The 24,464-nt window shown below is 70.3% G+C and carries 26 protein-coding genes; 20 read left to right on the plus strand and 6 right to left on the minus strand.

Going from position 1 to position 24,464, the window contains the following annotated elements; genetic code table 11:
* Window positions 1–37 precede the first annotated feature (37 nt).
* The 4 genes from ED92_RS26475 to ED92_RS26490 are packed head-to-tail and all read left to right on the plus strand — an operon-like array spanning window position 38 to window position 2,173.
* Window positions 38–694, plus strand: a complete 657-nt coding sequence (locus ED92_RS26475) for a hypothetical protein (protein ID WP_037343028.1) — start codon at window positions 38–40, stop codon at window positions 692–694.
* Window positions 695–704: 10 nt separating this feature from the next.
* A complete protein-coding gene (locus ED92_RS26480; protein WP_037343029.1) occupies window positions 705–1,142 on the plus strand; it encodes an SRPBCC family protein in 438 nt (145 codons plus the stop codon).
* A gap of 51 nt (window positions 1,143–1,193) precedes the next feature.
* Entirely contained in the window at window positions 1,194–1,775 is a 582-nt protein-coding gene (locus tag ED92_RS26485) for a TetR/AcrR family transcriptional regulator (protein ID WP_016332589.1), read from the plus strand.
* Between the two features lie 35 nt (window positions 1,776–1,810).
* Window positions 1,811–2,173, plus strand: coding sequence for a helix-turn-helix domain-containing protein (locus ED92_RS26490; RefSeq protein ID WP_037343032.1), 363 nt, complete (start codon window positions 1,811–1,813; stop codon window positions 2,171–2,173).
* Here the strand turns inward: ED92_RS26490 and ED92_RS26495 are convergent.
* Together ED92_RS26495 and ED92_RS26500 are read right to left on the minus strand one after the other, a co-directional pair.
* Window positions 2,163–2,813 (minus strand): response regulator transcription factor, encoded by a 651-nt coding sequence (locus ED92_RS26495; RefSeq protein WP_037343034.1) that lies wholly within the window; start codon window positions 2,811–2,813, stop codon window positions 2,163–2,165. The two genes, ED92_RS26490 and ED92_RS26495, sit on opposite strands and share 11 nt — an antisense overlap.
* Entirely contained in the window at window positions 2,810–4,018 is a 1,209-nt protein-coding gene (locus ED92_RS26500) for a sensor histidine kinase (RefSeq protein ID WP_037343465.1), read from the minus strand. The genes ED92_RS26495 and ED92_RS26500 overlap by 4 nt, the downstream gene beginning before the upstream one ends.
* A 113-nt stretch (window positions 4,019–4,131) precedes the next feature.
* Between ED92_RS26500 and ED92_RS26505 the strand changes: the two genes are divergently transcribed.
* Entirely contained in the window at window positions 4,132–5,586 is a 1,455-nt protein-coding gene (locus ED92_RS26505) for a glycosyltransferase family 39 protein (protein ID WP_037343036.1), read from the plus strand.
* 2 nt (window positions 5,587–5,588) lie between these two features.
* Window positions 5,589–6,242, plus strand: coding sequence for a GPP34 family phosphoprotein (locus ED92_RS26510; RefSeq protein ID WP_037343038.1), 654 nt, complete (start codon window positions 5,589–5,591; stop codon window positions 6,240–6,242).
* Here the strand turns inward: ED92_RS26510 and ED92_RS26515 are convergent.
* The gene (locus ED92_RS26515) at window positions 6,225–6,845 is read right to left on the minus strand and encodes a TetR/AcrR family transcriptional regulator (RefSeq protein WP_037343040.1); all 621 of its coding nucleotides are present in this window, start codon (window positions 6,843–6,845) and stop codon (window positions 6,225–6,227) included. The genes ED92_RS26510 and ED92_RS26515 overlap by 18 nt on opposite strands.
* Before the next feature lie 84 nt (window positions 6,846–6,929).
* On the opposite strand from ED92_RS26515, the gene ED92_RS26520 reads away from it, so the two are divergent.
* From ED92_RS26520 to ED92_RS26540, 5 genes are all read left to right on the plus strand, one after another.
* Entirely contained in the window at window positions 6,930–7,442 is a 513-nt protein-coding gene (locus tag ED92_RS26520) for a PH domain-containing protein (RefSeq protein WP_052120879.1), read from the plus strand.
* The gene (locus tag ED92_RS26525) at window positions 7,439–8,944 is read left to right on the plus strand and encodes a PH domain-containing protein (RefSeq protein ID WP_037343042.1); all 1,506 of its coding nucleotides are present in this window, start codon (window positions 7,439–7,441) and stop codon (window positions 8,942–8,944) included. Before ED92_RS26520 ends, ED92_RS26525 begins: the two co-directional genes overlap by 4 nt.
* A gap of 422 nt (window positions 8,945–9,366) precedes the next feature.
* The gene (locus ED92_RS26530) at window positions 9,367–10,128 is read left to right on the plus strand and encodes an isocitrate lyase/phosphoenolpyruvate mutase family protein (RefSeq protein ID WP_037343468.1); all 762 of its coding nucleotides are present in this window, start codon (window positions 9,367–9,369) and stop codon (window positions 10,126–10,128) included.
* 10 nt (window positions 10,129–10,138) lie between these two features.
* Entirely contained in the window at window positions 10,139–11,158 is a 1,020-nt protein-coding gene (locus tag ED92_RS26535; RefSeq protein WP_037343043.1) for an aminotransferase class V-fold PLP-dependent enzyme, read from the plus strand.
* Window positions 11,159–11,246: 88 nt separating this feature from the next.
* Complete coding sequence (locus ED92_RS26540; protein ID WP_037343044.1) at window positions 11,247–11,867, plus strand: hypothetical protein; 621 nt, start codon at window positions 11,247–11,249, stop codon at window positions 11,865–11,867.
* A 78-nt stretch (window positions 11,868–11,945) separates the two neighbouring features.
* Here ED92_RS26540 and ED92_RS26545 read toward each other — a convergent pair whose 3' ends face one another.
* Window positions 11,946–12,875 carry a ferritin-like domain-containing protein gene (locus ED92_RS26545; protein ID WP_037343046.1) on the minus strand — a complete coding sequence of 310 codons (930 nt, stop codon included), beginning with the start codon at window positions 12,873–12,875 and terminating at the stop codon, window positions 11,946–11,948.
* A 135-nt stretch (window positions 12,876–13,010) separates the two neighbouring features.
* Between ED92_RS26545 and rimP the strand changes: the two genes are divergently transcribed.
* The 7 genes from rimP to ED92_RS26580 all read left to right on the plus strand — a co-directional run bounded on the left by rimP (window position 13,011) and on the right by ED92_RS26580 (window position 19,783).
* Complete coding sequence (gene rimP / locus ED92_RS26550) at window positions 13,011–13,550, plus strand: ribosome maturation factor RimP (protein WP_037343048.1); 540 nt, start codon at window positions 13,011–13,013, stop codon at window positions 13,548–13,550.
* A complete protein-coding gene (nusA, locus tag ED92_RS26555) occupies window positions 13,547–14,587 on the plus strand; it encodes a transcription termination factor NusA (protein ID WP_037343050.1) in 1,041 nt (346 codons plus the stop codon). Before rimP ends, nusA begins: the two co-directional genes overlap by 4 nt.
* A 23-nt stretch (window positions 14,588–14,610) precedes the next feature.
* Window positions 14,611–14,913: a YlxR family protein gene (locus ED92_RS26560; protein WP_052120881.1), complete on the plus strand. Its 303-nt coding sequence runs from the start codon at window positions 14,611–14,613 to the stop codon at window positions 14,911–14,913.
* A 145-nt stretch (window positions 14,914–15,058) separates the two neighbouring features.
* Entirely contained in the window at window positions 15,059–18,064 is a 3,006-nt protein-coding gene (gene infB / locus ED92_RS26565) for a translation initiation factor IF-2 (protein WP_037343054.1), read from the plus strand.
* A gap of 73 nt (window positions 18,065–18,137) precedes the next feature.
* On the plus strand, window positions 18,138–18,431 hold the full coding sequence (locus tag ED92_RS26570) for a DUF503 domain-containing protein (RefSeq protein WP_016332602.1): 294 nt from the start codon (window positions 18,138–18,140) through the stop codon (window positions 18,429–18,431).
* Between the two features lie 28 nt (window positions 18,432–18,459).
* Window positions 18,460–18,936 (plus strand): 30S ribosome-binding factor RbfA, encoded by a 477-nt coding sequence (gene rbfA, locus ED92_RS26575; protein WP_007029396.1) that lies wholly within the window; start codon window positions 18,460–18,462, stop codon window positions 18,934–18,936.
* A gap of 16 nt (window positions 18,937–18,952) precedes the next feature.
* A complete protein-coding gene (locus ED92_RS26580) occupies window positions 18,953–19,783 on the plus strand; it encodes an alpha/beta hydrolase family protein (protein WP_037343057.1) in 831 nt (276 codons plus the stop codon).
* 76 nt (window positions 19,784–19,859) lie between these two features.
* Here ED92_RS26580 and ED92_RS26585 read toward each other — a convergent pair whose 3' ends face one another.
* On the minus strand, window positions 19,860–20,903 hold the full coding sequence (locus tag ED92_RS26585; protein ID WP_037343060.1) for a TRM11 family methyltransferase: 1,044 nt from the start codon (window positions 20,901–20,903) through the stop codon (window positions 19,860–19,862).
* Window positions 20,904–20,943: 40 nt separating this feature from the next.
* Here ED92_RS26585 and ED92_RS26590 point away from each other — a divergent pair, with 40 nt between their 5' ends.
* Complete coding sequence (locus ED92_RS26590) at window positions 20,944–21,939, plus strand: bifunctional oligoribonuclease/PAP phosphatase NrnA (protein ID WP_081975924.1); 996 nt, start codon at window positions 20,944–20,946, stop codon at window positions 21,937–21,939.
* Window positions 21,940–21,987: 48 nt separating this feature from the next.
* A complete protein-coding gene (locus tag ED92_RS26595) occupies window positions 21,988–23,139 on the plus strand; it encodes a preprotein translocase subunit SecY (RefSeq protein WP_037343063.1) in 1,152 nt (383 codons plus the stop codon).
* A 5-nt stretch (window positions 23,140–23,144) separates the two neighbouring features.
* Here the strand turns inward: ED92_RS26595 and ED92_RS41455 are convergent, their stop codons facing one another.
* A complete protein-coding gene (locus tag ED92_RS41455) occupies window positions 23,145–24,458 on the minus strand; it encodes a VCBS repeat-containing protein (RefSeq protein ID WP_152611017.1) in 1,314 nt (437 codons plus the stop codon).
* Window positions 24,459–24,464: the final 6 nt, after the last annotated feature.

Raw genomic sequence — 24,464 nt, forward strand, 5'->3', positions numbered from 1 at the left:
GAGAGGGGAGGGGCGTCGTCTGGCTAAGGTCGTAACCATGAGCCTGCCCGACTTCTGGCTGCGCCGGCCCGCCGTCCCGGCGTCGGCCGCGCTGCGCGGGCGGTTCGACGCGCTGCTGGACGAAGCGCTCGCGGCCGGCCCCGACCGGCCTGTCGCCTACCACGTCGACGCGCCGAAATGGCAGTTCCTGTGCCACGTCGCCGACCGCGCGGATTTCGTCCTGCACGGCTCGGGCGACCCGGGTATCCCCGAATTCGTCCCGCGCCGTCCGCCGGACATCACGGAGTTCGGCAGCAGGCACGCGGTGTTCGCGGCGGCCGACGGGATCTGGCCGATGTTCTACGCGATCCTCGATCGCGACAGCGCGCCGGTGTCGATGTGCAACGCGTGCGTGCGGGCCAGTGGTGAGGCCCGCTACCACTTCTCGATCAGCGCGCCCGCCTTGGCGCGGCGGCCGTGGCGGACAGGAACGGTGTACCTGCTGCCGTCCGCGACCTTCGACCTGGAACCGGCGGACGGGGACATCCGGCCGACCCAGGCCGCCAGCCCGGTACCGGTCCGGCCGGTCGCCAAACTCACCGTCGGACCAGAGGACTTCCCCTTCCTCCACGACGTCCACGGCCACGACGACGCGGAACTGCTCGCCAGAGCGGCCGCCTCTCCGGATGGCTTTCCCTGGCACGAACCCCGGTGAAGGAGAACGCATGGCGAAGATCCAGCGCATTTCCGTCCACGGCCACACGAGCGCGAGCCCCGATGTCGTCTACGCGCTCCTCGTGGACCGCGAGCATTGGCCCGACTGGTCGCCCATGGGCTCGTTCCGCCTGCTCGACAAGGGCGACGCCAACGGTCTCGGCGCCATCGGCGTCTTCAGTACCAACGGCGTCAACAGCTGTGAAGAGGTCATCGCGCTCGAACCCGGCAAACGCTTCGGCTACTCGCTGAAGAAGGGGCTCCCCGTGCGGGACTATCGCGCCTACGTCGACCTCACCCCCGAGCGGAACGGCACCGCGATCCACTGGCATTCCACGTTCACCGCCAAGATCCCGGGCACCGGCTGGTTGTATCGCCGCTTCCTCGGCCACTTCATCGGGCGCATGGTCGAGAGCCTCGTGGCGCGCGCCTCGCGCGGCGCACCATAAAGTAGGCGCATGGCAGCCCCACGACGCACGCAGGAGGAACGCAGCGCCGCGATGCGCGTCAGGCTGCTCGACGCCACGATCGACTGTCTCGTCGAGTACGGCTACGCGGGCACCACGACCACCCGCGTCGCGGACCGCGCCGGGGTGACCCGCGGCGCGCAGGTGCACCACTTCCCGACCAAGACCGACCTCGTCACCTCGGCGATCCGGCATCTCGCGGCCAAGCGCACCGAGGTCGCGATGGCGGAGATCGACCGGCTCAAGGCCTCGGCCGACCCGGTCGGGGACGCGTTGCAGCTGCTGTGGGAGATGCACCAGGGCCCGGTCTTCTCGGCGACCGTCGAGCTGTGGGTGGCGTCGCGGACCGACGCGGAACTGCGCGCCCAGATGGCGGTGGTCGAGCCGATCGCGACGAGCAGCCTGGTCGAGTTCGGCAAGGCCCTGCTGCCGGACCATTCGGCGCATCCGGAGTTCCTGCACGCGGTGTACACGGCGATGGACGTCGTCCGCGGCATCCTCATCGCCAGCTGGGCGACCCGCGACCAGACCGAGCTGGAGGCGCGCTGGGAGCGCGGCCGCCGCCATCTGATCCTGCTGTTCGAGGCGTTGATGCAGCCCGCTCCCTCTCGTTGAGCGTGTTACTCTCCCCGGGAGAGTGAGGAGGTCACGTGCTCGGAAACCCGTACGACCCCGACTGCCCGACCCGCGCGCTGCTCGACCGCATCGGCGACCAGTGGACCGTGCTGATCGTCGGCGTGCTCGGCGACGGCCCGCTCCGGTTCACCGAGATCGGCAAACGCGTGCGCGGCATCTCGCAGAAGGTCCTCACCCAGACCCTGCGCAGCCTCGTCCGCGACGGGATCCTGACGCGCACCGCGTATCCGGAGATCCCTCCGCACGTGGAGTACGAGCTGACCGCCCTCGGCCGCAACCTCGCCGAACCGCTCGAGATGCTCGACAAATGGGCCCGGGTCCACATGGGCGAGGTGCTCGACGCCCGCAAGAGCTACGACGGTCAGCTCACCGCTTGACCAGACCGGCCTCGTGCGCGAGCAGTCCCGCCTGGGTCCGGTTCGCGCAGCCCAGCTTGACCAGCATCCGCGACACGTAGCTCTTCACCGTCGCCTCCGCCAGGTGCAGCCGCGCCGCGATGTCCGCATTGGACAGTCCTTCGCCGAGACAGGCGAGGACGTCGATTTCGCGTTCGGTGAGCCCTTCGGTCTTCCGGCGCGCGTCGTCCCCGCGACGCCGCCCGTCGGCCGACATCGCCACCAGACGGCGCGCCGCTTCGGGGGAGAGCACCGTATGCCCGTCGGCCGCGACCCGGACCAGCCCGATCAGCTCCTCCGGCGGGGTGGATTTCACCAGGAACCCGGCCGCGCCCGCCCGCAACGCGCGGATGACGTAGGTATCCGCGTCGAACGTCGTCAGCGCGACGACCGCGGGCGGCTCCGGGAGTTTCGCGATCCGCTCGATGGCGGTCAGCCCGTCGACCCCGGGCATCCGCAGATCCATCAGCACCACGCGCGGCTTGTGCCGGATCACGGCCTCCACCGCCTCGGCGCCGTCCTGTGCCTGCGCGACCACCTCGATGTCGCCCGCGGAGCCGAGGATCGTCCGCAGATGCGCGCAGACCATCGGCTCGTCGTCGACGACGACCACCCGGATCACCGATCCCCTTCCGCCGTCGGGACGTAGGCGGGCAGTATCGCATCGACGCGGAATCCGCCGCCCGGCCGAGGCCCCGCCGCGAACCGGCCGCCGATCAGCTCGACCCGTTGCCGCAATCCGGCCAGCCCGGCGCCCGAACCGCTGCCGGCCAGCGCCGGATCCGGTGGGGTGCCCGCGCGCGTGTTCTCCACCGCGACGTCCACACCGTCCGCGTGGTGGCGGAGTTCGACGGTCGCGGACGAGCCCGGCGCGTGTTTGCGGACGTTCGTCAGCGCCTCCTGCACGACCCGGTACGCCGTCCGGGCGACGGTCGGGGAAATCCGCCCGGGGTCGCCACGCACGATCAGTTCGGTCGGGATGCCCACCGACGCCGATTCGGCGACCAGCGTCGCCGGATCGCCCGCCTGGCCCTCGGTCAGGGTGGGCGGCCCGGCGTTCGCGCCGTTGCGCAGCACCCCGACGAGATCACGCAGTTCGTCCAGCGCCAGCGCGCCTTCACGACGGATGTCCTCCGCGGAGGTCCGCACCGCCTCGTCCGCCGAGACGACGCCGAGCGCGCCGGCGTGCAGCACCATCAGGCTCAACCGGTGCGTGACGACGTCGTGCATCTCCTCGGCCAGTTTCCGCCGCTCCTCGGCACGGGCGCGTTCGGCGAGCAGGTGCTGTTCGCGTTCGGCCCGTTCGGCCCGGTCCCGCAGCGAGCGCAGCAACTGGCGCCGGGCCTCGAAATACAGCGAAAGCGTGGTGGGCAGCGCCGTGCTCAGCAGCCCGAACGGGGTGGTGTTCCAGTGCGCGTCCCACGGCCGGGACGCGCAGACCGCCAGGATCGCGGTCAGCCACAGCAGGGTCCGCCGGTCGATCAGGCGGGCCAGCTGGCTCAGCACCACGGGGGTGATCGTCGGGACGGTCATCAGCGTCAGCTGCCGTTCCGGCACCAGCAGGCCGGGGGAGAGCAGATCCGAGGCGAGCATCAGCAGCCCGCCCGCCACGATCAGGCCCGCGACCAGCCGGGGGAACCGGAACAGCAGGATCAGCGAGAGATCGAGCAGCACCTGCAGGGTGACGCCCGCGGCGGGCCCCGCCCAGCCGGACGTCGGTTCGCCGAACACGTACAGCGTGACGTCCAGGCCCACGAACGCGAGCGCCGCCAGCGTGAGCCACCCGGTGTCGACCGGGCCCGGCCGGAACGACCTGCTTCTCTCCACCGGATCACGGTAACCACCCGGCGGCCGCGACGGGGTGATCCGCAACTTTCGTCTATCCCATGACCCTCCTTACCCGGTATCCGGCAGCGAGCGTCTCGGCTGGACTGGAGAACATGAGCATCGCGACCCAGACCGTCCGAACAGGACGGGAGCAGACCTTCGCCCGTCTCCCGGTGCTCGTCGTCGCCACCTTGGCCGGGGCCGCGCTGCTGGCCACGAGCGGCCGCTACGCGCACGGTTTCGACGAGCTGTACTTCCTGATGGCGGGCAAGGAACACCTCGCGTGGGGCTACTTCGACCAGCCGCCGCTGATCCCCGCCCTGGCCGGGGCGATGGACACCCTGTTCCCCGGTTCGCTGGTGATGCTGCGGTTGCCGATGACCCTGGCGGCCGCCGCCGGTGTGGTCGTCACCGCGCTGATCGCCAGGGAACTGGGCGGCGGACGCGGCGCCCAGGTGCTCGCGGCCGGGCTCTACGCGACGTCCGGCGTGATCATCGTCAGTCACTGGATCGGCACCTACGTCTTCGATCCGTTCCTCTGGACGGTGATCGTCTGGCTGGTCGTCCGCTGGGTACGCGTCCGCCGGGACGGGCTGCTGGTCTGGGCGGGCGTCGTCACCGCCGTCTCCCTGCAGACGAAGTTCCTCGTCCCGGCTTTCTGGGTGCTCGCCCTGCTCTCCGCGCTGGTGCTCGGGCCGAGAGAGCTCGTGCGGCGGCCGAAACTGTGGCTCGGCGCGGGAATCGCCGTCGTCGCGACGATCCCGACGTTGCTCTGGCAGGCGCGGAACGGCTGGCCGTATCTGATCATGAACGAGGTCGTCTCGGCGGAATTCCCCGGAACGTGGCCCTTTCTGCGCGACGGCTTCCTGACGGCGGGGATCGGGGCTGGTGTGCTCGCGTTCGTCTACGGCCTCGTCCGGCTGAACCTCTCCCGCGAACTTCGCGGCTATCGCTTCCTGGGGGTGGCGATAGCCGCGCTGATCGTGGCGTTCCTGGTGCTGCACGGACGTTCCTACTATCTGATGGGCGTCTTCGCGCTGCCGTTCGCCGCCGCGGCGACGGGCTTTGCGAAGCACATCCCCCGATGGCGGCCGGTGGCGTGGCCGGTGATGGTGCTTTCGGCGGTGATCACCCTCGCGGGCCTGCCGATCTATCCGGCGACCATGGCCAGGACGAGCTTCGGGCCGATCGCGCTCGGCAGTTCCTTCGCCGGTGGTGAACTGCCGCAACAGGAATTGGTCAAGGCGGTCGGCGAGGTGTACGCGGCCCTGCCGCCGGATCAGCGCGCACGCACGGCGGTCTACGCCGAGATCTATCCGTTCGCCGCCGCCACGGAGTTCTACGGCAGGCGGTACGGCATCGACCACGTCTACAGTGGACATCGCGGCTACTGGTATTTCGACCGGCCGCCGGATTCGGCGGACGGCGTGCTGTTCCTGGGATTCGATCCGGGGCTGCTCAAGCCATACTTCACCACGGTGACCCCGGTGGTGGAAGGACTGCTGTGGCGGTACGACGGTAGACGGGGTTCCTGGGACGAGATCTGGCCCAAGCTGGAAAGGCACTGACGATGACCGAACTTTCGTTGCCCGCCAAGGCCTATCTGCTCGCGTGCGACGTCGGCGCGGCCAAGCTGCGCGACCGGGCGCGCGCGGGCCTGCTGATCCGCGGCGCCGCGCTCACCGACCTCGTGCTGCGCGGCCGCGTCACCGACGCGGACGGCCGGGTCGCGGTGACGGGCGCCGGGCCGACCGGGGACCTCGTCCTCGACGAGCTCTTGGCCGAAATCGGCCGGGAGAGCCCGCGCAAGTGGAAAGGGTGGGTGCGCAAGGACGCGCGTGGCACCTTGGAGGCGCTGGAGTCCCAGCTGGACACGGCGGGTGTGATCGACTTGAAGACCGCCCGGATCCTGGGGTTGTTCCCGTCGCGCCGTCCGGTCGTGCGGGATCCGGCCGTCGTGGAAAGGTTGCGGGCCTCGGTCGATCAGGCGTTGCGCGGCCCGGCGACGGCGTCCGATGTGGACACCGTGGACGCCGCGCTCACCGCGCTGGTGGCCGCGGTGGAGCTCCGCGGTGTCGTTTCGGGCCGGGACAGGCGTCGGTACCGGGACCGGATCGAAGAACTGGGCGAGCGTGGCGGGGACGTGGTCCCCGCGTTGCGGAAGCTGTTCCGGGAGCTACGGGCGGTGCGGGCGTCGGCCGCGTCCTCATCCGGCGGGAGCTGAACCGAACAGCCGGTCGAGGTAGTAGTCCACTGTGGACAACGCCTCTTCCGGTGTGCGGTGCTTCATCACGATGTTGGTGCCCTGGGAATCGGCGAGGGCCCACAGGATCGCGGACTCGTGCATCGGATCGGCCGACTTGTCGACAGTGCCCGCGTCCTGGCCCTGGCGGATCAGGAGGGCGAGCAGCTCGAACAACTGCGGGACGCCGTCGGTGAACGCGGCCGTGAAGGAGGGGTCGGAGATCGCGCGGATGAAGAACGCGACACCCATCAGCCAGTCGCCGCGGCGGCGCTCGTCGAGCGGCAGGATCTCGACCATGATCGCGCGGATGATGGCCTGCGGTGTCGACGGCAGTTCACCGGCCTCCAGCTGGGCCTTGATGCGCTCCTCGTAGACCTGCGAGCGGCGTTCGACGGCGAACAGCAGCATCTCGTCCTTGGTCTTGAAATAGTGCTGCACCAAGCCCATCGACATGCCCGCTTCGGCGGCGACGTGCCGGAGGCTGACTCCTTCGAGGCCCCGCGTGGCCGTCAGCCGCGTCAGCGCCTCGGCGATCTCCGCGCGGCGCGCGGCGTGATCCACCTGTTTCGGCACCTTCACCATCCGTTCCGCCGTTTGCAATGCGATCGCATTGCCACTACTGTCCCAGGTTATTACGATGCGATCGCATTGTAAACGAGCTCGGGGGTGAACTCGGTGGAAGCCGAACGGGGGAAGGTGCGGCTGCGGCCGCCGCGGAACGTGCTGGATCAGCGCGTCGTGGGCTGGTGGCGGCTGCAGGGAACGCTTTTCTGGGGCGCGCCGGTGCTGGTGCTGGTGGTGCTCGGGCTGCTCATCACACCCGCGCGGTTCTGGCTGCTGACGCCGGCGGTGGTGTTCGCGGTACTGGGCCTCGCGTGGGTGATCGCGATGCCGCTGTGGTGGTTCAAGGTGCATCGCTGGGAGGTCACGGAGACGGCGGTGTACGCGCGCTCCGGGTTCTTCTGGCAGGAGTGGCGGGTCGCGCCGATGTCGCGGATCCAGACCGTGGACACCCTGCGCGGGCCACTGCAGCAGCTGTTCAAGCTCGCGACCGTTACGGTCACCACGGCGTCGGCGCGGGGCGCGGTCAAGATCCGCGGCCTCGACCACGAACTGGCCGCGAGCCTGGCGGAGCAGCTCACCGAAACGACGCAGGCGACGCCGGGGGACGCGACATGACCTCGGGCGAATTCGAGGGCTGGAACACGCTCGACAAGCGGACACTCGCCGTCACCGCGGTGATGATGACCGGCGCGGCCGTCGGTGCCGCGATCCCGACCACGGCCGCGATCGTCGGCGGCGGCGCGGGATTCTGGGTCGCGCTCGCCTGGGTCGTGGCGGGCGGGCTGGTCCTCGTCGCCGGCGGAGTGCTGGCGGACCTCTTCTACTGGAAGGGGGTTCGCTACCGGCTCACGCCGGACCGTCTGGAGACGGCGTTCACCCTGGTCTTCCGCTCGCGGAAATCCCTGCAGCGCGAGCGGATCCGTAACGTCGACCTGACGGCGAACCCGCTGCACCGGCTGTTCGGCGTGGCGGTGGTGACCATCGGCACCGGCTCGCACGAGTCGGGCGGGCAGGGCCGGATCAAGCTGAACCCCGTCTCGCGCGCCGAAGCCGAGCGGCTGCGCGCGGAACTGTTGCGCCGCGCGGAAACCGTGGAGACCGACGAGGACGCGCCGCTGGCCGAACTCGACCGGAGCTGGATCCGCTACGCGCCGATGTCGTTCCTCACCCCGGCGCTGGGGCTCGCCGCGGGCGGCGGGCTCATGCAGGTCTCCGAATGGGCGGGTCTGCAGAAGGGCCTGATCGACTGGGTGATCGGCCTGTTCCGCGGTATCCCGCTGGTGGTGGCGATCCTGATCCTGCTGGCGATCGCGATGCTCGTCGGCCTGGTCGGCGCGCTGGGCCTGTGGGTCGAGATGTGGTGGAACTACCGGCTCGACCGGGAGGCCGGTGGCACGCTGCGGGTGCGCCGGGGCCTGTTCACCACGCGCTCGATCTCGATCGAGGAACGCCGGATGCGCGGCATCGACCTCGTGGAGCCGCTCGGGAACCGGATCTCCGGCGCGGCGCGCGTCGACGCGATCGCCACCGGCATGCGCCAAAGCGACGACAAGGACAAGACCGACTACCACACGCTTCTGCCCGCCGCGCCGGTCGCGACGGCCAACCGGATCGCCGCGGCGGTGCTGCGCGAACCGGTCTCGCCGACCGAAGCCGTCCGGCTCACCGGGCACCCGCGCGCCGCGCGGGGACGGCTGCTGCGCTGGTGGATCGGCTCGGTGGTGGTCCTGCTGGCGATCTTCGCGATCCTCGGCTTCCTGCTGACCGACGTCCTGCTGGTGATCGGTGCCGCGCTCGGCGTGGTGCTGCTGCCCGCGTCGGTGCTGCTGGCGCTGGACGCCTACCGCAACCTCGGGCACGGGATCACCGGGCGGTACCTGGTCGGACGGCACGGCACCGTGCGGCGGAGCACCTTCGCGCTGGAGCGCGACGGCGTGATCGGCTGGACGGTGAAGCAGTCGATCTTCCAGCGGCGCAAGGGTTTGCTGACCGTCGTGGCGACCACGGCCGCCGGTGCCGGGGCGTACTCGGTGTACGACGCGGGGGAGGAGCAGGGGCTGCTGTTCGCGGAGGAGTCGGTGCCGGAGCTGCTGACGCCCTTCCTGGAACGGGCTTGACGCTTCGGTCCAGCGGGTCGTGAGTGGTGTTTCGGGGCGCGGAACGTCTCGGTTCCTCCACGTTTGGATCCGTTGATGAGGGATTTGGGACAGTGAACGTCCCCAATCCTTCATAGACAACACTCGACCCGGTCTGGAACGGGGCGAATCCCGCCCACACACAGGTCAGACGTAGACAATCAATACCGGCCGGTCTTCACGGACCTGCGGGCTCGATGACAGGGGACTGTGTGGATTTCGGGTCATCCAACGCCCCAAAATCCACACAGTCAGCGGCCTGAGCCGCCACGGAGGTGGCCGGCGGTGCCGTGTCTGCGCACGACACCTTCGGCCTGCCCTCAAGAGAACCGCCCTTGCCACTCACGACCACCGGGACCGACGCTTCGGCCGTCACCGAAGCGTCCGCTGGCTACCGTCGTGCCATGACCGCCTTCGCCGCACTCCACGTCCCCGGTTCCCCGCTGCTCCTGCCGAACGTCTGGGAGTTCGGCACCGCCGCCTTCCTGACCGCGCAAGGCTTCCCGGCGCTCGGCACGACCAGCCTCGGGGTCTCGGCCGCCGAGGGCGAGCCGGACGGTGCCCCGTCCTCGAAGGACGCCACCGTCCGGCTGGCGCGACGGCTCGCCGGGCTGGACGCGCTGATCAGCGTCGACCTCGCCGACGGGTTCAGCGAAGACCCGGGCGAGGTCGGCGCGCTGGCGGTGGAGCTCGCCGAAGCCGGTGTCGCGGGCGTCAACCTCGAAGACGCCCTCGGCGACCCGGTGCGGCACGCGGCCAAGATCGCGGCCGCGAAGGACCGCGCTCCCGGTCTGTTCGTCAACGCCCGCACGGATACGCATTGGCTGGGAGAGCCCGACATCGGCGCCGCGATCGACCGTTCTCTGTCCTATGTGGACGCAGGAGCGGACGGCGTGTTCGTGCCAGGGCTCGCCGAAGCCGAGGACGTCGAGCGGCTGGTGAAGGCCGTCGGGGTGCCGGTGAACCTGCTTTTCCTGCCCGGCAAGGTCACCGTCGCGGGGCTCGCCGGGCTCGGCGTCGCCCGGATCAGCCTCGGGTCGCTGCCGTACCGGATGGCGCTGGCCGCCACGCTGCGCACGGTGGAGGCGGTGCGCGACGGCGGCGAACTCCCGCTGATCCCGCCGTCCTACGCCGACGTCGCGGCTCTACTCCCGGATTCTCATTAACCTCGGGGACATGCAGACCTTCGGAGCCGAATTCGCCGTCCCGCCCGGCTATCTGAACACGCCCAGCATCGGCATCCCGCCGTCGCACGTGGCCGACGCGGTGGCGGAGGCGGTCGAACGGTGGCGGCGCGGCGAGGCCCGGCCTGCCGACTTCGACGAGCCCGTCGCGCGGACCCGGGCGGGCTTCGGCGCGCTGATCGGCGTCCCCGCCGAGCGGGTCGCGGTCGGGGCGTCCGTGTCGCAGCTGATCGCGAACGTGGCCGCCGGACTGCCCGACGGCGCCAGTGTCCTGGTCGCCGCGAACGACTTCACGAGCGTCACCTTCCCTTTCGCGGCCCAGGCGCACCGCGGCGTGAAGGTCACCGAAGTCCCGCTGGCCGAGCTGACCGAGCGCGTCGAAGGGCACGACCTTGTCGCGGTCAGCGTCGTCCAGTCGGCGGACGGCGCCCAAGTCGACCTCGCCGCGCTCCGGGCCGCGGCCGAGGCGGCGGGCGCGGCGGTCCTGCTCGACGCCACCCAGGCCGCCGGATGGCGGCCGCTGGACCTCGGCTGGGCCGACTGGGTGGTCGCCGCGGGCTACAAATGGCTGCTCGCGCCGCGCGGGGCGGCCTGGCTGGCCGCGCATCCGCGGGTGCTGGAGCGGGCCGTGCCGGTCGCCGCGAACTGGTACGCGGGCGAAGACCGTTGGCAGACGGTCTACGGGCTTCCGCTGCGTCTGGCGGAGGGCGCCCGGTCGCTCGACCTGTCCCCGGCCTGGCTCGCGTTCGTCGGCGCCGCCGCCTCTCTCGACTACCTCGCGTCGTTGGACCTCGAAGCCGTCCGCGCGCACTGCGTGGGCCTCGCCGACTCACTCCTCGAAGCGATCGGCTCACCCGTTCAGGGGAGTGCGATCGTCTCGCTCGACGCCGACGCCCGCCGGGTGGCGGAAGCGGGCATCGTGGCCGGTACCCGGGCCGGAAGGCAGCGCTTCGGCTTCCACCTCTACAACACGGCTGACGACGTGGAACGAGTGATAAGCACGTTCAGGTGAACCGCCGGGAGCGCGTGAACTACCGTATGTTCCCGTGGTTGGTGCGCAATTTACCCCGGGACCGACGGAAACGACCCGGCTTCAGCCGGTGCGACCGGCAGGGCCGGGCGGACCGCCGTCCGCGCCGAAGCCGCCTAGGGACACCAAGGCCCTGGCGCTCAAAGGCGGCGGGCTGGTCGCCATCGCGGTCGTCTCGGCCCTGCTCTGGTGGCTGATCCGGCACGAGCCGGAGCCGACGCCGGTCGCGGACCCGCCGGCGAAGACCGGCCAGTTCCAGTACACGCTGGTCGAAGGCCCGCAGGTCACCACCGACTGCGCGAGCAAGGCCTACGGCGACACCAAGAAGTTCTTCACCGACACGCCGTGCACGCGCCTGTCGCGGGCGCTGTACACGACCGAGACCGGCGGGAAGAAGGCGCTCGTGTCGGTCGTCCTGGTCACCATGCCCGGCGAGGTCACCGCGACCCAGCTCAAGGCGCTGACCGACAAGGACGGCACGGGCAACGTGTCCGACCTGGTGCGCGACGGGACCTTCAAGGCGCAGGGCGCGCCGAAGATCTCGGGGCAGGACGCGGCCTACGACTCCCACGTCACCGGGCCCGAGGTGGCCATCGTGCTGGCCGGCTTCTACGACAAACAGAAGGACAAGCCGGTGCTGGAGAAGATCGCGACCGACGCCCTGCGGCTTTCGGGCGACCTGCGCCGCTGACCGGACCCGCCTCCGAAGTGTCATGAAAGGGCCGTTCAGGACAAAAGATGTCCTGAACGGCCCTTTCATGACATGAGGTCAGGCCGACTGGCCCGGCATCGCGATCGCCACCGGTTTCGCGCCGAACTCCGCCCGCCACGCCGTACCCCGCCGCGCCGACCCGATCAGCGCGTTCAGCGCAGTCGTCCGCAAAGCGGCGTCGTCGGTGCGGTCGACCACGCCGAGCCAGGCCGCGGACGCGTCCGCTTCGGCGGTCGCCACCAGTTCCATCGCCGAGTTCGCCTCGGTCACCGGCCTCGGCGGCACGTACGCGGCCTCCGGCCCGGCGGGCGCCTGTCCCGCCGCGGTAAGCATGCGTTCGCAGACGTCACGGCGTTTGACGTGCTCGGCCGTACCCCGCGACACCGCGCCGCTGAACGCCGCGGGCAGGTACGCGCTGACCAGCCCGTACACCCAGATCGCCGCGTGTTCGGCGGCCAGCGCCTGCTGGACGGCCTCCGCCGCCTCGCCGCCGAGCCGGACCCCGGCGGGCACCTCGACGGCTCCGGCGTCGTCGCCGCGGCCGAGCTTCTCCGAACTCTGCTGCAGCGCCGCGCAGCCCGCCGCGATCGAGGCGACCATCCCGGCGCGGTAGCGCGGCAGGGTGGGCACGAGACCTTCGGCCTGTTTACGGGCCACGGCGAGCCGTTCCTTGAGCCCGTCCAGCGACGACGGCGGTGGTATCGCCGCCGGACCCGGTTGCTCCGGCTTCGGCCGGTTGAGCCGGTCCACCTCGGTCTTGAGCGCCGCCGCGTGCGCGGCCCGCGCGGTGGCGACCGCTTCGCCCTCGGCGCCCAGCGCCTTCGCGCCGGCCGCGTCGGTCTCCGCCGCGCGCAGCAACGGGCCCAGCGGGTCGGGGCTTTCGTCGAAGCCGGGGGAGCAGGCGGACGCCAGCGGCACGGCCAGCACGGCCATCGCCCCCATCCGCAGGAAAGTGCGACGGCTCGGCTCTGTCGATCTTCCGGTCACGCCGCCCCATCCTGCCAGTACCCCGTGCGGGGCCGCCGCTCGCGCGTCACGCGGGGGTGACCGGATAAGCTGGTCCACTACCGAACCCGGATCCACGCCGCCGGGTCGCCCACAGCCGAACAGGAGCGCTCCACCGTGCCCAACGACCTCGCCAGCAGGCTGGAGCCCATCGTGGCCGAAGCCGTCAAGGCCGCGGGTTTCGACCTCGACTCCTTCGAGGTCCAGCAGGCAGGCCGCCGTCAGCTGGTCAAGGTCGTCGTCGACGGGGACGACGGCGTCGGGCTGGACGAGGTGGCGGGCGTCAGCCGCGCGGTCTCCGCCGCGCTCGACGAGAACGAGCACGTGATCGCGAGCGCGTACACGCTCGAAGTCACCTCGCCGGGCCTGGACCGGCCGCTGACCGTGCAGCGGCACTGGCGGCGAGCGAAGTTCCGTCTCGTCAAGGTCACCCCGGCCGAAGGCGCGGCGTTCATCGGCCGGGTCGGGCACGCGGGGGAGAAGTCCGCGCGCGTGCTCGTGGACGGCGAGATCCGGGACGTCTCTTACGCCTCGGTGACCAAGGCGGTCATCGAGATCGAGTTCAAGCAACCACCTGCCGAGGACCTGAAACTGTTGGAAACCGATGCGTCGGCCCTGAACGCCGCCACCACGGAGCCGAAGGAGGAGCCGAAGTGAACGTCGACATCGCCGCGCTGCGCGCGATCGAACGGGACAAGGACATCCCCTTCGAGACGGTGATCGAAGCGATCGAAACCGCGCTGCTCACCGCGTACAAGCACACCGAGGGCCACCAGCCGCACGCCAGGATCGACATCGATCGCAAGAGCGGGCTGGTGCGCGTCCTCGCGCACACCCTCACCCCGGACGGCCAGACCGACGAGGAATGGGACGACACCCCCGAAGGTTTCGGGCGGATCGCCGCGACCACCGCGCGGCAGGTCATCCTGCAGCGTCTTCGCGACGCCGAGCACGAGAAGACCTTCGGCGAGTTCTCCGCCAAGGAGAACGAGCTCGTCGCCGGCGTGGTGCAGCGCGACGCCCGCGCCAACGCCCGCGGCATGGTCGTCATCCAGGTCGGCGACATCGAGGGCGTGCTGCCCGCGATCGAGCAGGTGCCCGGCGAGACCTACGAGCACGGCGACCGGATCAAGGCCTACGTCGTCACCGTCTCGCGCGGCAACCGCGGCCCGCAGGTCACGCTGTCGCGTTCGCACCCGAAGCTGGTGCACAAGCTGTTCGCCCTCGAGGTCCCCGAGATCGCCGACGGCACGGTCGAGATCGCCGCCGTCGCGCGGGAACCGGGACACCGGACCAAGATCGCGGTCCGCTCGACGGTGCCCGGCGTCAACGCCAAGGGCGCCTGCATCGGCCCGGTCGGTGCGCGGGTGCGCAACGTGATGAGCGAGCTGGCGGGCGAGAAGATCGACATCATCGACTACTCCGAAGACCCGGCGAAGTTCGTCGGGAATGCGCTGTCGCCCGCGAAGGTTGTATCGGTGAAGGTCGTCGACGAGCGGGCCAAGACCGCTCGCGTCGTCGTGCCGGACTTCCAGCTTTCGCTCGCGATCGGCAAGGAGGGGCAGAACGCCCGCCTCGCCGCCCGGCTCACCGGCTGGCGGATCGACATCCGCAGCGACGCCGCCCCTGAGCAGGGTGACGAAGCACACGCCGGGCAGGCGCGGCCCGCCGCGGCAACCGGTTCGGCTGAGTGAAGGTCGAAGCGCTAGACTTACGAGTGGTTCAGAGCCCGCGGCCGGGAACCGACCTCCAGCATGACCGGGAAACCCCGGTTCGCACCTGTGTGGGTTGCCGTAAGCGGGCCTTGATCGGCGAGTTGCTGCGAGTGGTCGCGGCGGACGGTCGGTTGGTCGTCGACGAACGTCGGCGGCTGCCGGGCCGGGGTGCCTGGTTGCATCCCGTGCCGGACTGTCTGGCCAAGGCCGAGCGGCGCAGGGCGTTCCCCCGAGCACTTCGTGTTCCGGGGTCGCTCGACGCCCAGGGTGTCCACGAACGCCTGGAGCGGCACGCCGAAGGCTAAAGGGCGCCGGGACATCCCCGGTGCCGGATGGAATCAGGAAGCAGGTCGACCCGTCATGAGTCAGCCGTGAAGCTGAATCAATGAACGCGCGACAATAGGACGAGGTCTGCGGGTCTGCCGCCGGCCTCCCCAGATGAGGAGAGCTGTGCCAGGCAAGGCCCGAGTACATGAGCTCGCGAAAGAGCTCGGCATCACCAGCAAGGAAGTTCTCGCCAAGTTGAAGGACCAGGGCGAGTTCGTGAAGTCCGCGTCGTCGACCGTCGAGGCACCCGTGGCCCGGCGTCTTCGTGACGCTTATTCGTCCAAGGACGGCCAGAGCAAGAAGCCCGTCCCGACTCCCGGCCCGCGCCCGCCGGCGAAGCCCGCTGCCCCGGCTCCGGCCGCGAAGCCCGCTGCGCCCGCGCCCGCGGCGAAGACCGAGGCTCCGGCCGCCCCCGCGGCGTCCGCCCAAGCCCCGTCGGCTCCGGCTCCGGCCCAGCAGCCGTCCCGTCCCGCCACCCCGGGTGCCCGCCCGGGTCCGCGCCCCGGCCCCCGGCCGCCGGCGCCGAAGGAAGAGGTCGCTCCGGCGGCGAAGGCCGCTCCGGCCGAGCCGAAGAAGGAGACCCCGGCGGCACCGGCCACCCCGCCCGCGTCCCAGACGCCGTCGCAGGGTTCGGTCGTGCCGCCCAAGCCGCAGGGCCCGAAGCCCGGCGGCCCGAAGCCCGGCCCGCGCACCCCGCGCGTCGGCAACAACCCGTTCGGTGTGGGTTCCGGTTCCCCGGCCCCGCGTCCGTCCGGCCCCCGTCCCGGTGGCGGCCAGCAGGGCGGCGACAGCCGTCCGCCGCGTCCCGGTGGCGGCCAGGGCGGCGACCGTCCGGCTCCCCGCCCCGGTGGCGGCGCGCCCGGCGGTAACCGGCCGAGCCCGGGCAACATGCCCCCGCGCCCGAACCCCGGCATGATGCCGGGCCGCCCGGCCCGTCCGGCCGGTGGTCCCGGTGGCGGCCGTGGTGGGCCCGGCGGCGGAGCCCGTGGTGGCCCCGGTGGCGGCGCTCGTGGCGGTCCCGGTGGCGGCGGCGGAGGTTTCCGCGGCGGTCCCGGTGGCGGCGGCGGTGGCGGTTTCCGTCCCGGTGGCGGTGGCGGCGGTTTCCGTCCCGGTGGCGGCGGTCCCGGTGGGGGCGGCGCCCCGGCCGGTGGCGGCGGCTTCCGCGGTGGCGGCGGCGGTCGTGGCGGCCCCGGTGGCCGTGGCGGTACCGCGGGTGCCTTCGGGCGTCCCGGTGGTCCCTCGCGCAAGGGCCGCAAGTCGAAGCGGCAGAAGCGCCAGGAGTACATGGACAACATGCAGGCGCCCAGCGTCGGTGGTGTCCGTCTGCCCAAGGGGCAGGGCGAGACGATCCGCCTGCCGCGTGGTGCCTCGCTGACCGACTTCGCCGAGAAGATCGACGCCAACCCGGCTTCGCTGGTGCAGGTGCTCTTCCACCTCGGCGAGATGGTCACCGCGACGCAGTCGGTGTCCGACGACATCCTGGAACTGCTCGGCGGCGAAATGAACTACAACGTTCAGGTCGTCAGTCCCGAGGAAGAGGACCGGGAGCTGCTCGAGACCTTCGACATCACCTACGGCGAAGACGCGGGTGAGGAAGAGGATCTGCAGGTCCGTCCGCCGGTCGTGACCATCATGGGTCACGTCGACCACGGTAAGACCCGCCTGCTCGACACGATCCGCAAGACGAAGGTGCGCGAAGGTGAAGCCGGTGGCATCACCCAGCACATCGGCGCCTACCAGATCGAGACCGAGCTCGAAGGCACCCCGCGTCTGATCACCTTCATCGACACCCCGGGTCACGAGGCGTTCACCGCCATGCGTGCCCGTGGTGCCAACTCGACCGACATCGCGGTGATCGTGGTGGCGGCCGACGACGGTGTGATGCCGCAGACGGTCGAGGCGATCAACCACGCGCAGGCCGCCAAGGCGCCGATCGTGGTCGCGATCAACAAGATCGACAAGGAAGGCGCGAACCCGGACAAGATCCGGCAGCAGCTGACCGAGTACGGCCTGGTCGCCGAGGAGTACGGCGGCGACACGATGTTCGTCGAGATCTCCGCGCGGCAGAACATCAACATCGACGGCCTGCTCGAGGCGATCCTGCTGACCGCCGACGCCGCGCTGGACCTCCGGGCCAACCCGGACATGGAGGCCCAGGGTGTCGCGATCGAGGCCCACCTCGACCGCGGTCGCGGTCCGGTGGCCACGGTGCTGGTCCAGCGAGGCACGCTGCGCGTCGGTGACTCGGTCGTGGCGGGTGACGCCTACGGCCGCGTCCGCCGGATGGTCGACGAGCACAACGTCGACGTGACCGAGGCGTATCCGTCGCGTCCCGTCCAGGTCATCGGGTTCACCTCGGTGCCGGGTGCGGGCGACACCTTCCTGGTGGTCGACGAGGACCGCGTCGCCCGGCAGATCGCCGAGCGCCGCTCCGCCCGGACGCGCAACGCCCTCAACGCGTCGCGTCGCAAGCGGGTCAGCCTCGAGGACCTCGACTCCGCCTTGAAGGAGACGAACAGCCTCAACCTGATCATCAAGGGTGACAACTCCGGTACCGTCGAGGCGCTCGAAGCCTCGCTGGTGCAGCTCGAGGTCGGCGACGACGTCGAACTCAACGTCGTGCACCGCGGTGTCGGTGGCGTCACCGAGTCCGACATCGACCTGGCGACCGCGTCCGACGCGATCGTCCTGGGCTTCAACGTCCGTGCGCAGGGCAAGGCGACCGAGCGGGCCACCCGCGAAGGCGTCGACGTCCGGTACTACACGGTCATCTACCAGGCGATCGAGGAGATCGAGCAGGCTCTGAAGGGCATGCTCAAGCCGGAGTACGAAGAGGTCGAGCTCGGCAAGGCGGAGATCCGCGACGTCTTCAAGTCGTCGAAGATCGGCACCATCGCCGGTTGTCTCGTCGTCTCGGGCGAGATCCGCCGCAACGCGCGGGCCCGTCTGCTCCGCGACGCGACCGTCATCGCCGAGAACCTGCCGATCAGCTCGCTGCGGCGGTTCAAGGACGACGTGGTCGAGGTTCGCGACGGGTACGAGTGTGGTCTGACGCTGGGGTCGTACAGCGACCTCAAGGTCGGCGACATCATCGAGACCTACGAGCAGCGCGAAAAGCCGCGTGCGTAAGTGACACGGGCGGCGCTCCTCCGCATCTGGGCGGGGGAGCGCCGCTTCACTTCGAATCAACCCAGAACCCCACATGTTCGTAGGAGCTCTTGAGCTCGACATCCTGCTGGGCGACGTCCATTCGCTCAAGCAGAAGCGATCCGTGATCAAACCGGTGCTGGCCGAGGTGCGCAGGCGTTTCGACGTCTCCGTCGCCGAAGCGGGCCATCAAGACCTGCACCGGCGCGCGCTGATCGGTGTGGCCGTGGTCGCGGCGAGTGGCGAGCACGTTCGTGACGTGCTCGACTCGTGTGAGCGCCTCGTGGCCGGGAGGCCGGAGTTCGAACTGCTCTCCAGCCATCGCCGGCTGCTCGGCCCGGATGACTAAAGAAGATCTTTCGAGGAGACGAAATCCCATGGCCGACCCCGCTCGGGCTCGTAAGCTCGCCAAGCGGATCTCACAGATCGTCGCGCACGCGATCGAGCACGACATCAAGGATCCGCGGCTCAACCACGTGACGATCACCGACACGAAGATCACGGCGGATCTGCACGACGCCACGGTCTACTACACGGTGCTCGGCGAAAACCTGGAGTCCACGCCCGACCACGCCGGTGCCGCCGCGGCGCTCGAATCCGCCCGCGGCGTCCTGCGCACGAAGGTCGGTCAGGGCACCGGAGTCCGCTACACTCCGACGCTGGCCTTCGTGGCCGACAGTATTCCTGAGGACGCCAAGCGCATCGAAGACCTTCTCGCGAAGGCGCGGGAAGCGGATGCCGAGGTCGCCCGGCGGGCCACTGGGGCGCAGCACGCCGGCGAAGCCGACCCGTACAAGCCGCCGCGGGAAGAGGCCGAAGACGATGAGTTCGCCGACGAGGAGACCCGTCGCTGAGGGACCGGACCACGCCGTGAGCCGGCGTGGTCTCCTGCTGGGAGCCGCGGCTCTCGGCGGCTCGGCGCTGCTTTCCGCTTGCGGCGCCGAGAAACCACCCCTGGTGGGGCCACCGCCGGTGGCCCCGCCGTCCACCCCGACCCCGCTCACTGAAGCGGTCACGGTGCAGAAGATGCGGTCGGCGGCGCGCAACCGCGACGTCAACCTCGTCATCATCGCGCCGGACGGCGTGTCCCGGGTCGGGATGCCGGTCTGCGTCGCCCTGCACGGGCGCGGCGCGGACGCCCGGACGTTCCTGAACCTGGGCGTGCAGGACGCGCTGAACCGGGCCGTCGCGTCCGGGATGCCCGGTTTCGCGGTGGCCGCCGTCGACGGGGACAACTACTGGGTGGACGTCGGCAAGGACGACGACCCGCAGCGGATGCTGTCCGACGAGCTGCCCGGCTGGCTCGCCCAGCGCCAGCTGCGGCCGCCGTCGGCGATGTTCGGGATCTCGATGGGCGGATTCGGCGCACTGCGCTACGCCCGCGACCACAAGAACCTCAAGGCCGTCGCCGTCGCCAGCGCGGCGCTGTTCGTCAGCTGGCCCGATGCCAAGTCCCGCAAGGTCTTCGAGGATCGCGCGCAGTGGGAATCGCATGAGCCGCTGCTGCACACCGGCGACCTTTCCGCCGAGGCGACGGGCGTGTGGTGCGGGAATTCGGATCCCTTCGCCCGCGCCGACCGCAAACTCATCAAGGCACTGGACCCCGCCGTCGCGAAGATGACCCCGGGCGCGCACAACGACGACTATTGGCGCGAGATCATGCCCGACGTGCTGAAGTTCGTGGGGGACCGCATCGCCTGACCCCGCGTTTCGTCCTCTGAATGCGGTAGTGCGCGATGCCAACTACCGCATTCAGAGGACGAAACGCGGGAGGGGGCTAGAGGGGTTTGGAGGCGACGATCAGGTCTCGCACGATCGCCTGGTCCACCCGGTGGGCGAAGCCGGCGTACGGGCCGTCCTCCCGGACCTCCAGGCCCGCCTTGTCCAGGATCGCGGCGAGTTCCTCGCGCGGCGCGACATTGGTGTTCCACGAGATGCCGAGCGCGCCGCCCGGGCGCAGCACCCGCGTCCACACCGGGACCGCGGCCGCGAGCAGATCGCGCGGGCTGCGCGCGAGCGACGCGTCCTGGGTGCGGTGGCTGCCGTGCTGCACGCCGTACGGGGCATCGGTGACGATGAGGTCCACCGAGTTCGGCCGCAGCAGTTCGTCGGTGGTGAGCGTGTCGCAGTTGAGGTAGCTCAGCCGGCGCACCTCGCCCGCCTTGTACCGCTCCTTGGTGATCCCGAACCCGATGTCGAGCCGCCTGCCGAGCCGGACCTTGTTGCGGCGCACCTGACCGGATTCGGCGCTGTGCTTGATCCGCTTCTGCTTCAGCCAGGTCTTGACGAACATCTCGTAGGAATCGAAATCCTTGCCGTCCACGTCGAGGCCGGTGGCGTCGAAGCCGTACATCATCGCCTGGTTCAGCGTGGTGCCGCGGCCGCAGAGCGGGTCGAGCAGGTGCAGCGGCCCGTCCAGCATCGCGGCAGGCTCCGCCCTCGACAGCAGGGTGACGTTGACGAGGAGTTTGGTGAACAGCTCGTTCGTCTTGCCCGGGTACTTCTGGATGGTCAGCAGATCCGAGTCGAAGTTCGCGAGCGGGCTGATCGTCACGGGCTTCAGCACGCCGTCGCCGAGTTCGAACAGCGCGTACAGCGCCGAAAGATTCGACAGCAGCGCGAGATCGCGTTCGGTCAGCGGGGCGGGTGTCGTGAAGGTGAGGTAGCCGACGCCGCCGAGTTCCGTCTCGCCGATTTCGGAGATCTCGGTCGCAAGAGCGGACAGACCGAACACCGCCAGCTCCGCGCGCAGGAGGGCCGGAGTGGAGTCGGTGTAGACCCGGTTGGCGGACGGGTAGACCAGGATCGCGTACTCGGACATCCGGTAGAGCGTAGCTTGACTGATTGTGACAGCCACTCCAGTGCCGAACCTGAAGGAAGCCGCCGCCCTCCTGGCGCGCGCCACCGACGTGACCCTGCTCGGCCACGTCCGCCCGGACGCCGACGCGCTCGGCAGCGCGCTGGCGCTGGGCCGGGCGCTTCAGCTGCGCGGCGTCAAGGTCCGCGTCTCCGTCGGCGAACCCGAGGAGATGCCCGAAACCCTGCGGAGCCTGGACGTCGGCGGGCTCTACGTCCCGGCGAGCGAGCTGCCGGAGAGTGAACGGCTGCTGGTCGCGCTCGACACGCCCACGCCGGGCAGGCTCGGGAAACTCGCGCCGCGGGTGGACGCCGTCCGCGCGGCGGGCGGCGACGTCCTGGTGATCGACCACCACGCGTCCAACGTCTTCTACGGCACACACCACGTCGTCGACGACACCGCCGAAGCCACCGCGGTCCTCGTCTTCGCGTTGCTGGAGGAGCTCGGCACCGAGATCGACGAGCCGATCGCGCGCTGCCTGTACGCGGGGCTGGTCACGGACACGAGCGGGTTCCGCCGGGCCCGGCCGTCCACGCATCTGATGGCCGCGAAGCTGCTCGAAGCCGGTGTCGACCCGGACAAGGTGGTCCGCGAGATCGTCGACGACCACCCGTTCGCGTGGCTGCCGATGCTTTCGGAGGTCCTCGCGGGTGCCCGGCTGGAGCCTGACGAGGCTCGCGGCTTCGGCCTCGCGCACGCGGTCGTGACGCTCGACGTCGCGCGGTCCGTCCGTGCCGAAGAGGTCGAAGCCGTCGTCGACGTCGTCCGGTCCACTCGCGAGGCCGGGGTCGCGGTGGTGCTCAAGGAGGCCGAGCCGATCGGGCCACAGCGGCGATGGACGGTTTCGCTCCGTTCGGCGGGCGGCGTCGACGTGTCGGCCGCGGCCGGGGAACTGGGTGGTGGAGGACATCGCCAGGCGGCCGGCTGCACCGCGGAGGGCACACCCGACGAGGTGCTCGGCAAGCTCCGGGAGGCCCTGTCGAGGGCGCCGCTGCTCTGACGAACGGTGTCATCGTAATTTCATCGGTGGTTCCTAACGTGAGCCACGATGAACGAACGAAACTCCCTGAGCCGCCGGATCTTGGTCACGCTGGGCGTGATCGTGCTGTTCCGGCTGGGCCAGAGCCTGCCCACGCCCCAGTCGGTCCGCCCGCCGCTGAGCGATCATTCGTGGCGCTGGATCCTCGACCTCCTCACCGGCGGTCGCCTGGCCACGGTGTTCGGGTTCGGTGTCCTTCCCTGCCTGGTCGCCCCGTTCGTCCTGCGAGCGCTGATCGTCCTGATCCCGCGGCTGGCGGCGCTCCGGGCGGAAGGTGAGGCCGGAGCCCGGGTGCTGACGCGGTACCGGCGACGGCTCGTCGTCGTGCTCGGCCTGCTGGGCGCCGTCGGCTTGGTCGTGTCCGGCGCCCAGGACGTTCTGGACGGAGCCGTGACGGTGGCGTGCCTGACCGCGGGTACCGCGGTGGTCCTTCGGCTGACCGAGCTGATCACCGACCGGGGTTTCGGTCACGGCGTCCGGATCCTGTTGCTCGCGCAGGTCCTGGCGGTGCTGCCGCCGGAGTTCCTGCGCCTGTACGAAAGGACGGGCTGGGCCGCCGTCGTGGTGATGGCCGTGGTGACACTGTCGATCACCGTGATCACGATCGTCGTCGCGCAGGGGCAGCGCCGCGTCCCGGTGCAGTACGCCAAGCGGATGATCGGCAGACGCGCTTTCGGCGGCACTCCGTCCTACATTCCCCTTCGCTTCCCCCAAGCGAACAGCCCGGCCGTGCTCGCCGCGGCCCTGCTCTGGGTGCTTCCCTTCGGCCTGGGAGATCCCTGGTGGATCGCGGTCTACTTCGTCCTCGTCTGCCTCTTCGCCTTCGTCAGGGCGGCCGTGGCGCAGGACATGGACAAGGTGGCGGGCGAGCTGGTGCGGGTAGGCGGTTTCGTCCCCGGGATCCGGCCGGGGAATTGGACCGCCGAATACCTCGACTACGTGAACCGCCGGATCATCGCCTTCGGAGCGTTCAGCTTGGGAGTGGTCGCGCTGCTCCCGGTCGCCGGGTTGGCCCTGCTGCGCGTCACCCCGGCGACGCTGTTCGTCGCCGGGGTGACCCTGCAGGTGGTGCTCGTCTTCCTGGTCAGTGTCTCGCTCGACACCACGCGGCAGATCGAGTCGCTGCGCCGGCAGCGGCGGTACCAACCGTTCCTCCGCTGACCGTTTCAGAAGTGCGGGAGCCACCCGCCACCGAGAGCGTCGGCAGGACCGAACTTGTTGCCGCCCTTGCCGTTCCACAGGTAGAGGGTGCCGGTGGTCTTGTTGATGGCGCCGATGTCGCTGTGGCCGTCCTTGTTGACGTCGCCGAGGGACATCAGCGTGGCGTGGTAGTCGCCCCAACCACTTCCGATGGCGTCGGCGGCACCGAACTTGTTGCTGCCCTTGCCATTCCAGATGTAGAGCGTGTTGCCGTCCCGCACCGCCGCAAGATCGGTCTTGCCGTCGTTGTCGAAGTCACCCGCCACCGGCGCGGTGAAGGGTTCCCAGCCGCCACCGACCGAGTCGGCTGGGGTGAAGTGGTTGTTGCCCTTGCCGTTCCAGATGTACAGGGTCCCGTCCTTGACCGCGGAGAGGTCGCTGACGCCGTCGATGTCGAAATCCCCGGCCACCGGTGCGCTGAACGGTTCCCAGCCGCTGCCGACTGCGTCCGCGGCGCCGAACTTGTTGCCGCCCTTGCCGTTCCAGACGTAGAGGGTGCCGTTCTTCACCGCGGCGAGGTCGGTCTTACCGTCCTTGTTGAAATCACCGGCGGCGGGCCGGGTGAAGCCTTCCCAGCCACCACCGACGGGGTCTGCGGTGCCGAAGTTGTTGCTGCCCTTGCCGTTCCAGATCGTCAAGGTGCCGGTTCCGGTGGCGTAGATGTCGCCGACGCCGTTGCCGTCGAAGTCCCCACCGTCCGCGGTCGACCGCTGCCACAGCGCGCTGACGATCTTCTGCGCGTCACCGGCCTCGGTCTGGTAGCGGTCCGGATAGGCCGAGACCTGCACCGCCTGGCACACCTCGCCGATCGGCGCCGAGCTCCAGGACCCGTTCGGGTACACCCGCACCATCTTGTCGAGGAAGGCGTTGGTGGCCCAGACGGGGTTGAGCCGGTTCGTCGCGGTGCCCCAGGACGCGCGTTGCTGGAACAGGCCGAGGCTGTCGTGGTCGACCTCCTCGCTGATGTTCTGGAGACTCGTCTCGACGATCACCGTCGCGATGGCGATGGCCGCGGCTCTCTGGCTCAGCCCGCGATCGCGGACGGCGTCGACGACCATGCGGGCGCACGACATCCGGTACGCGGTCAGGTATCCCCGCATCTTCGCGGTCAGGGTGCCGTTCAGCTGCGTGGCCAGGGCGGCGTCGCCGCTGGTCGTGCCCGAGCGGTCGCACGGGGCCGTCGCGTAGGCGGCGGTCACCAAGCCGGCCGGTTCTTCTTCGGCGTGCGCGACGGGGGACAGGGCGGTGATCGCGAAGACGGTCAGGGCTGCCGTGGTCACACGGCG

Origin of the sequence: Amycolatopsis sp. MJM2582, assembly GCF_000754115.1 — a bacterium.
Classification (GTDB): domain Bacteria; phylum Actinomycetota; class Actinomycetes; order Mycobacteriales; family Pseudonocardiaceae; genus Amycolatopsis; species Amycolatopsis japonica.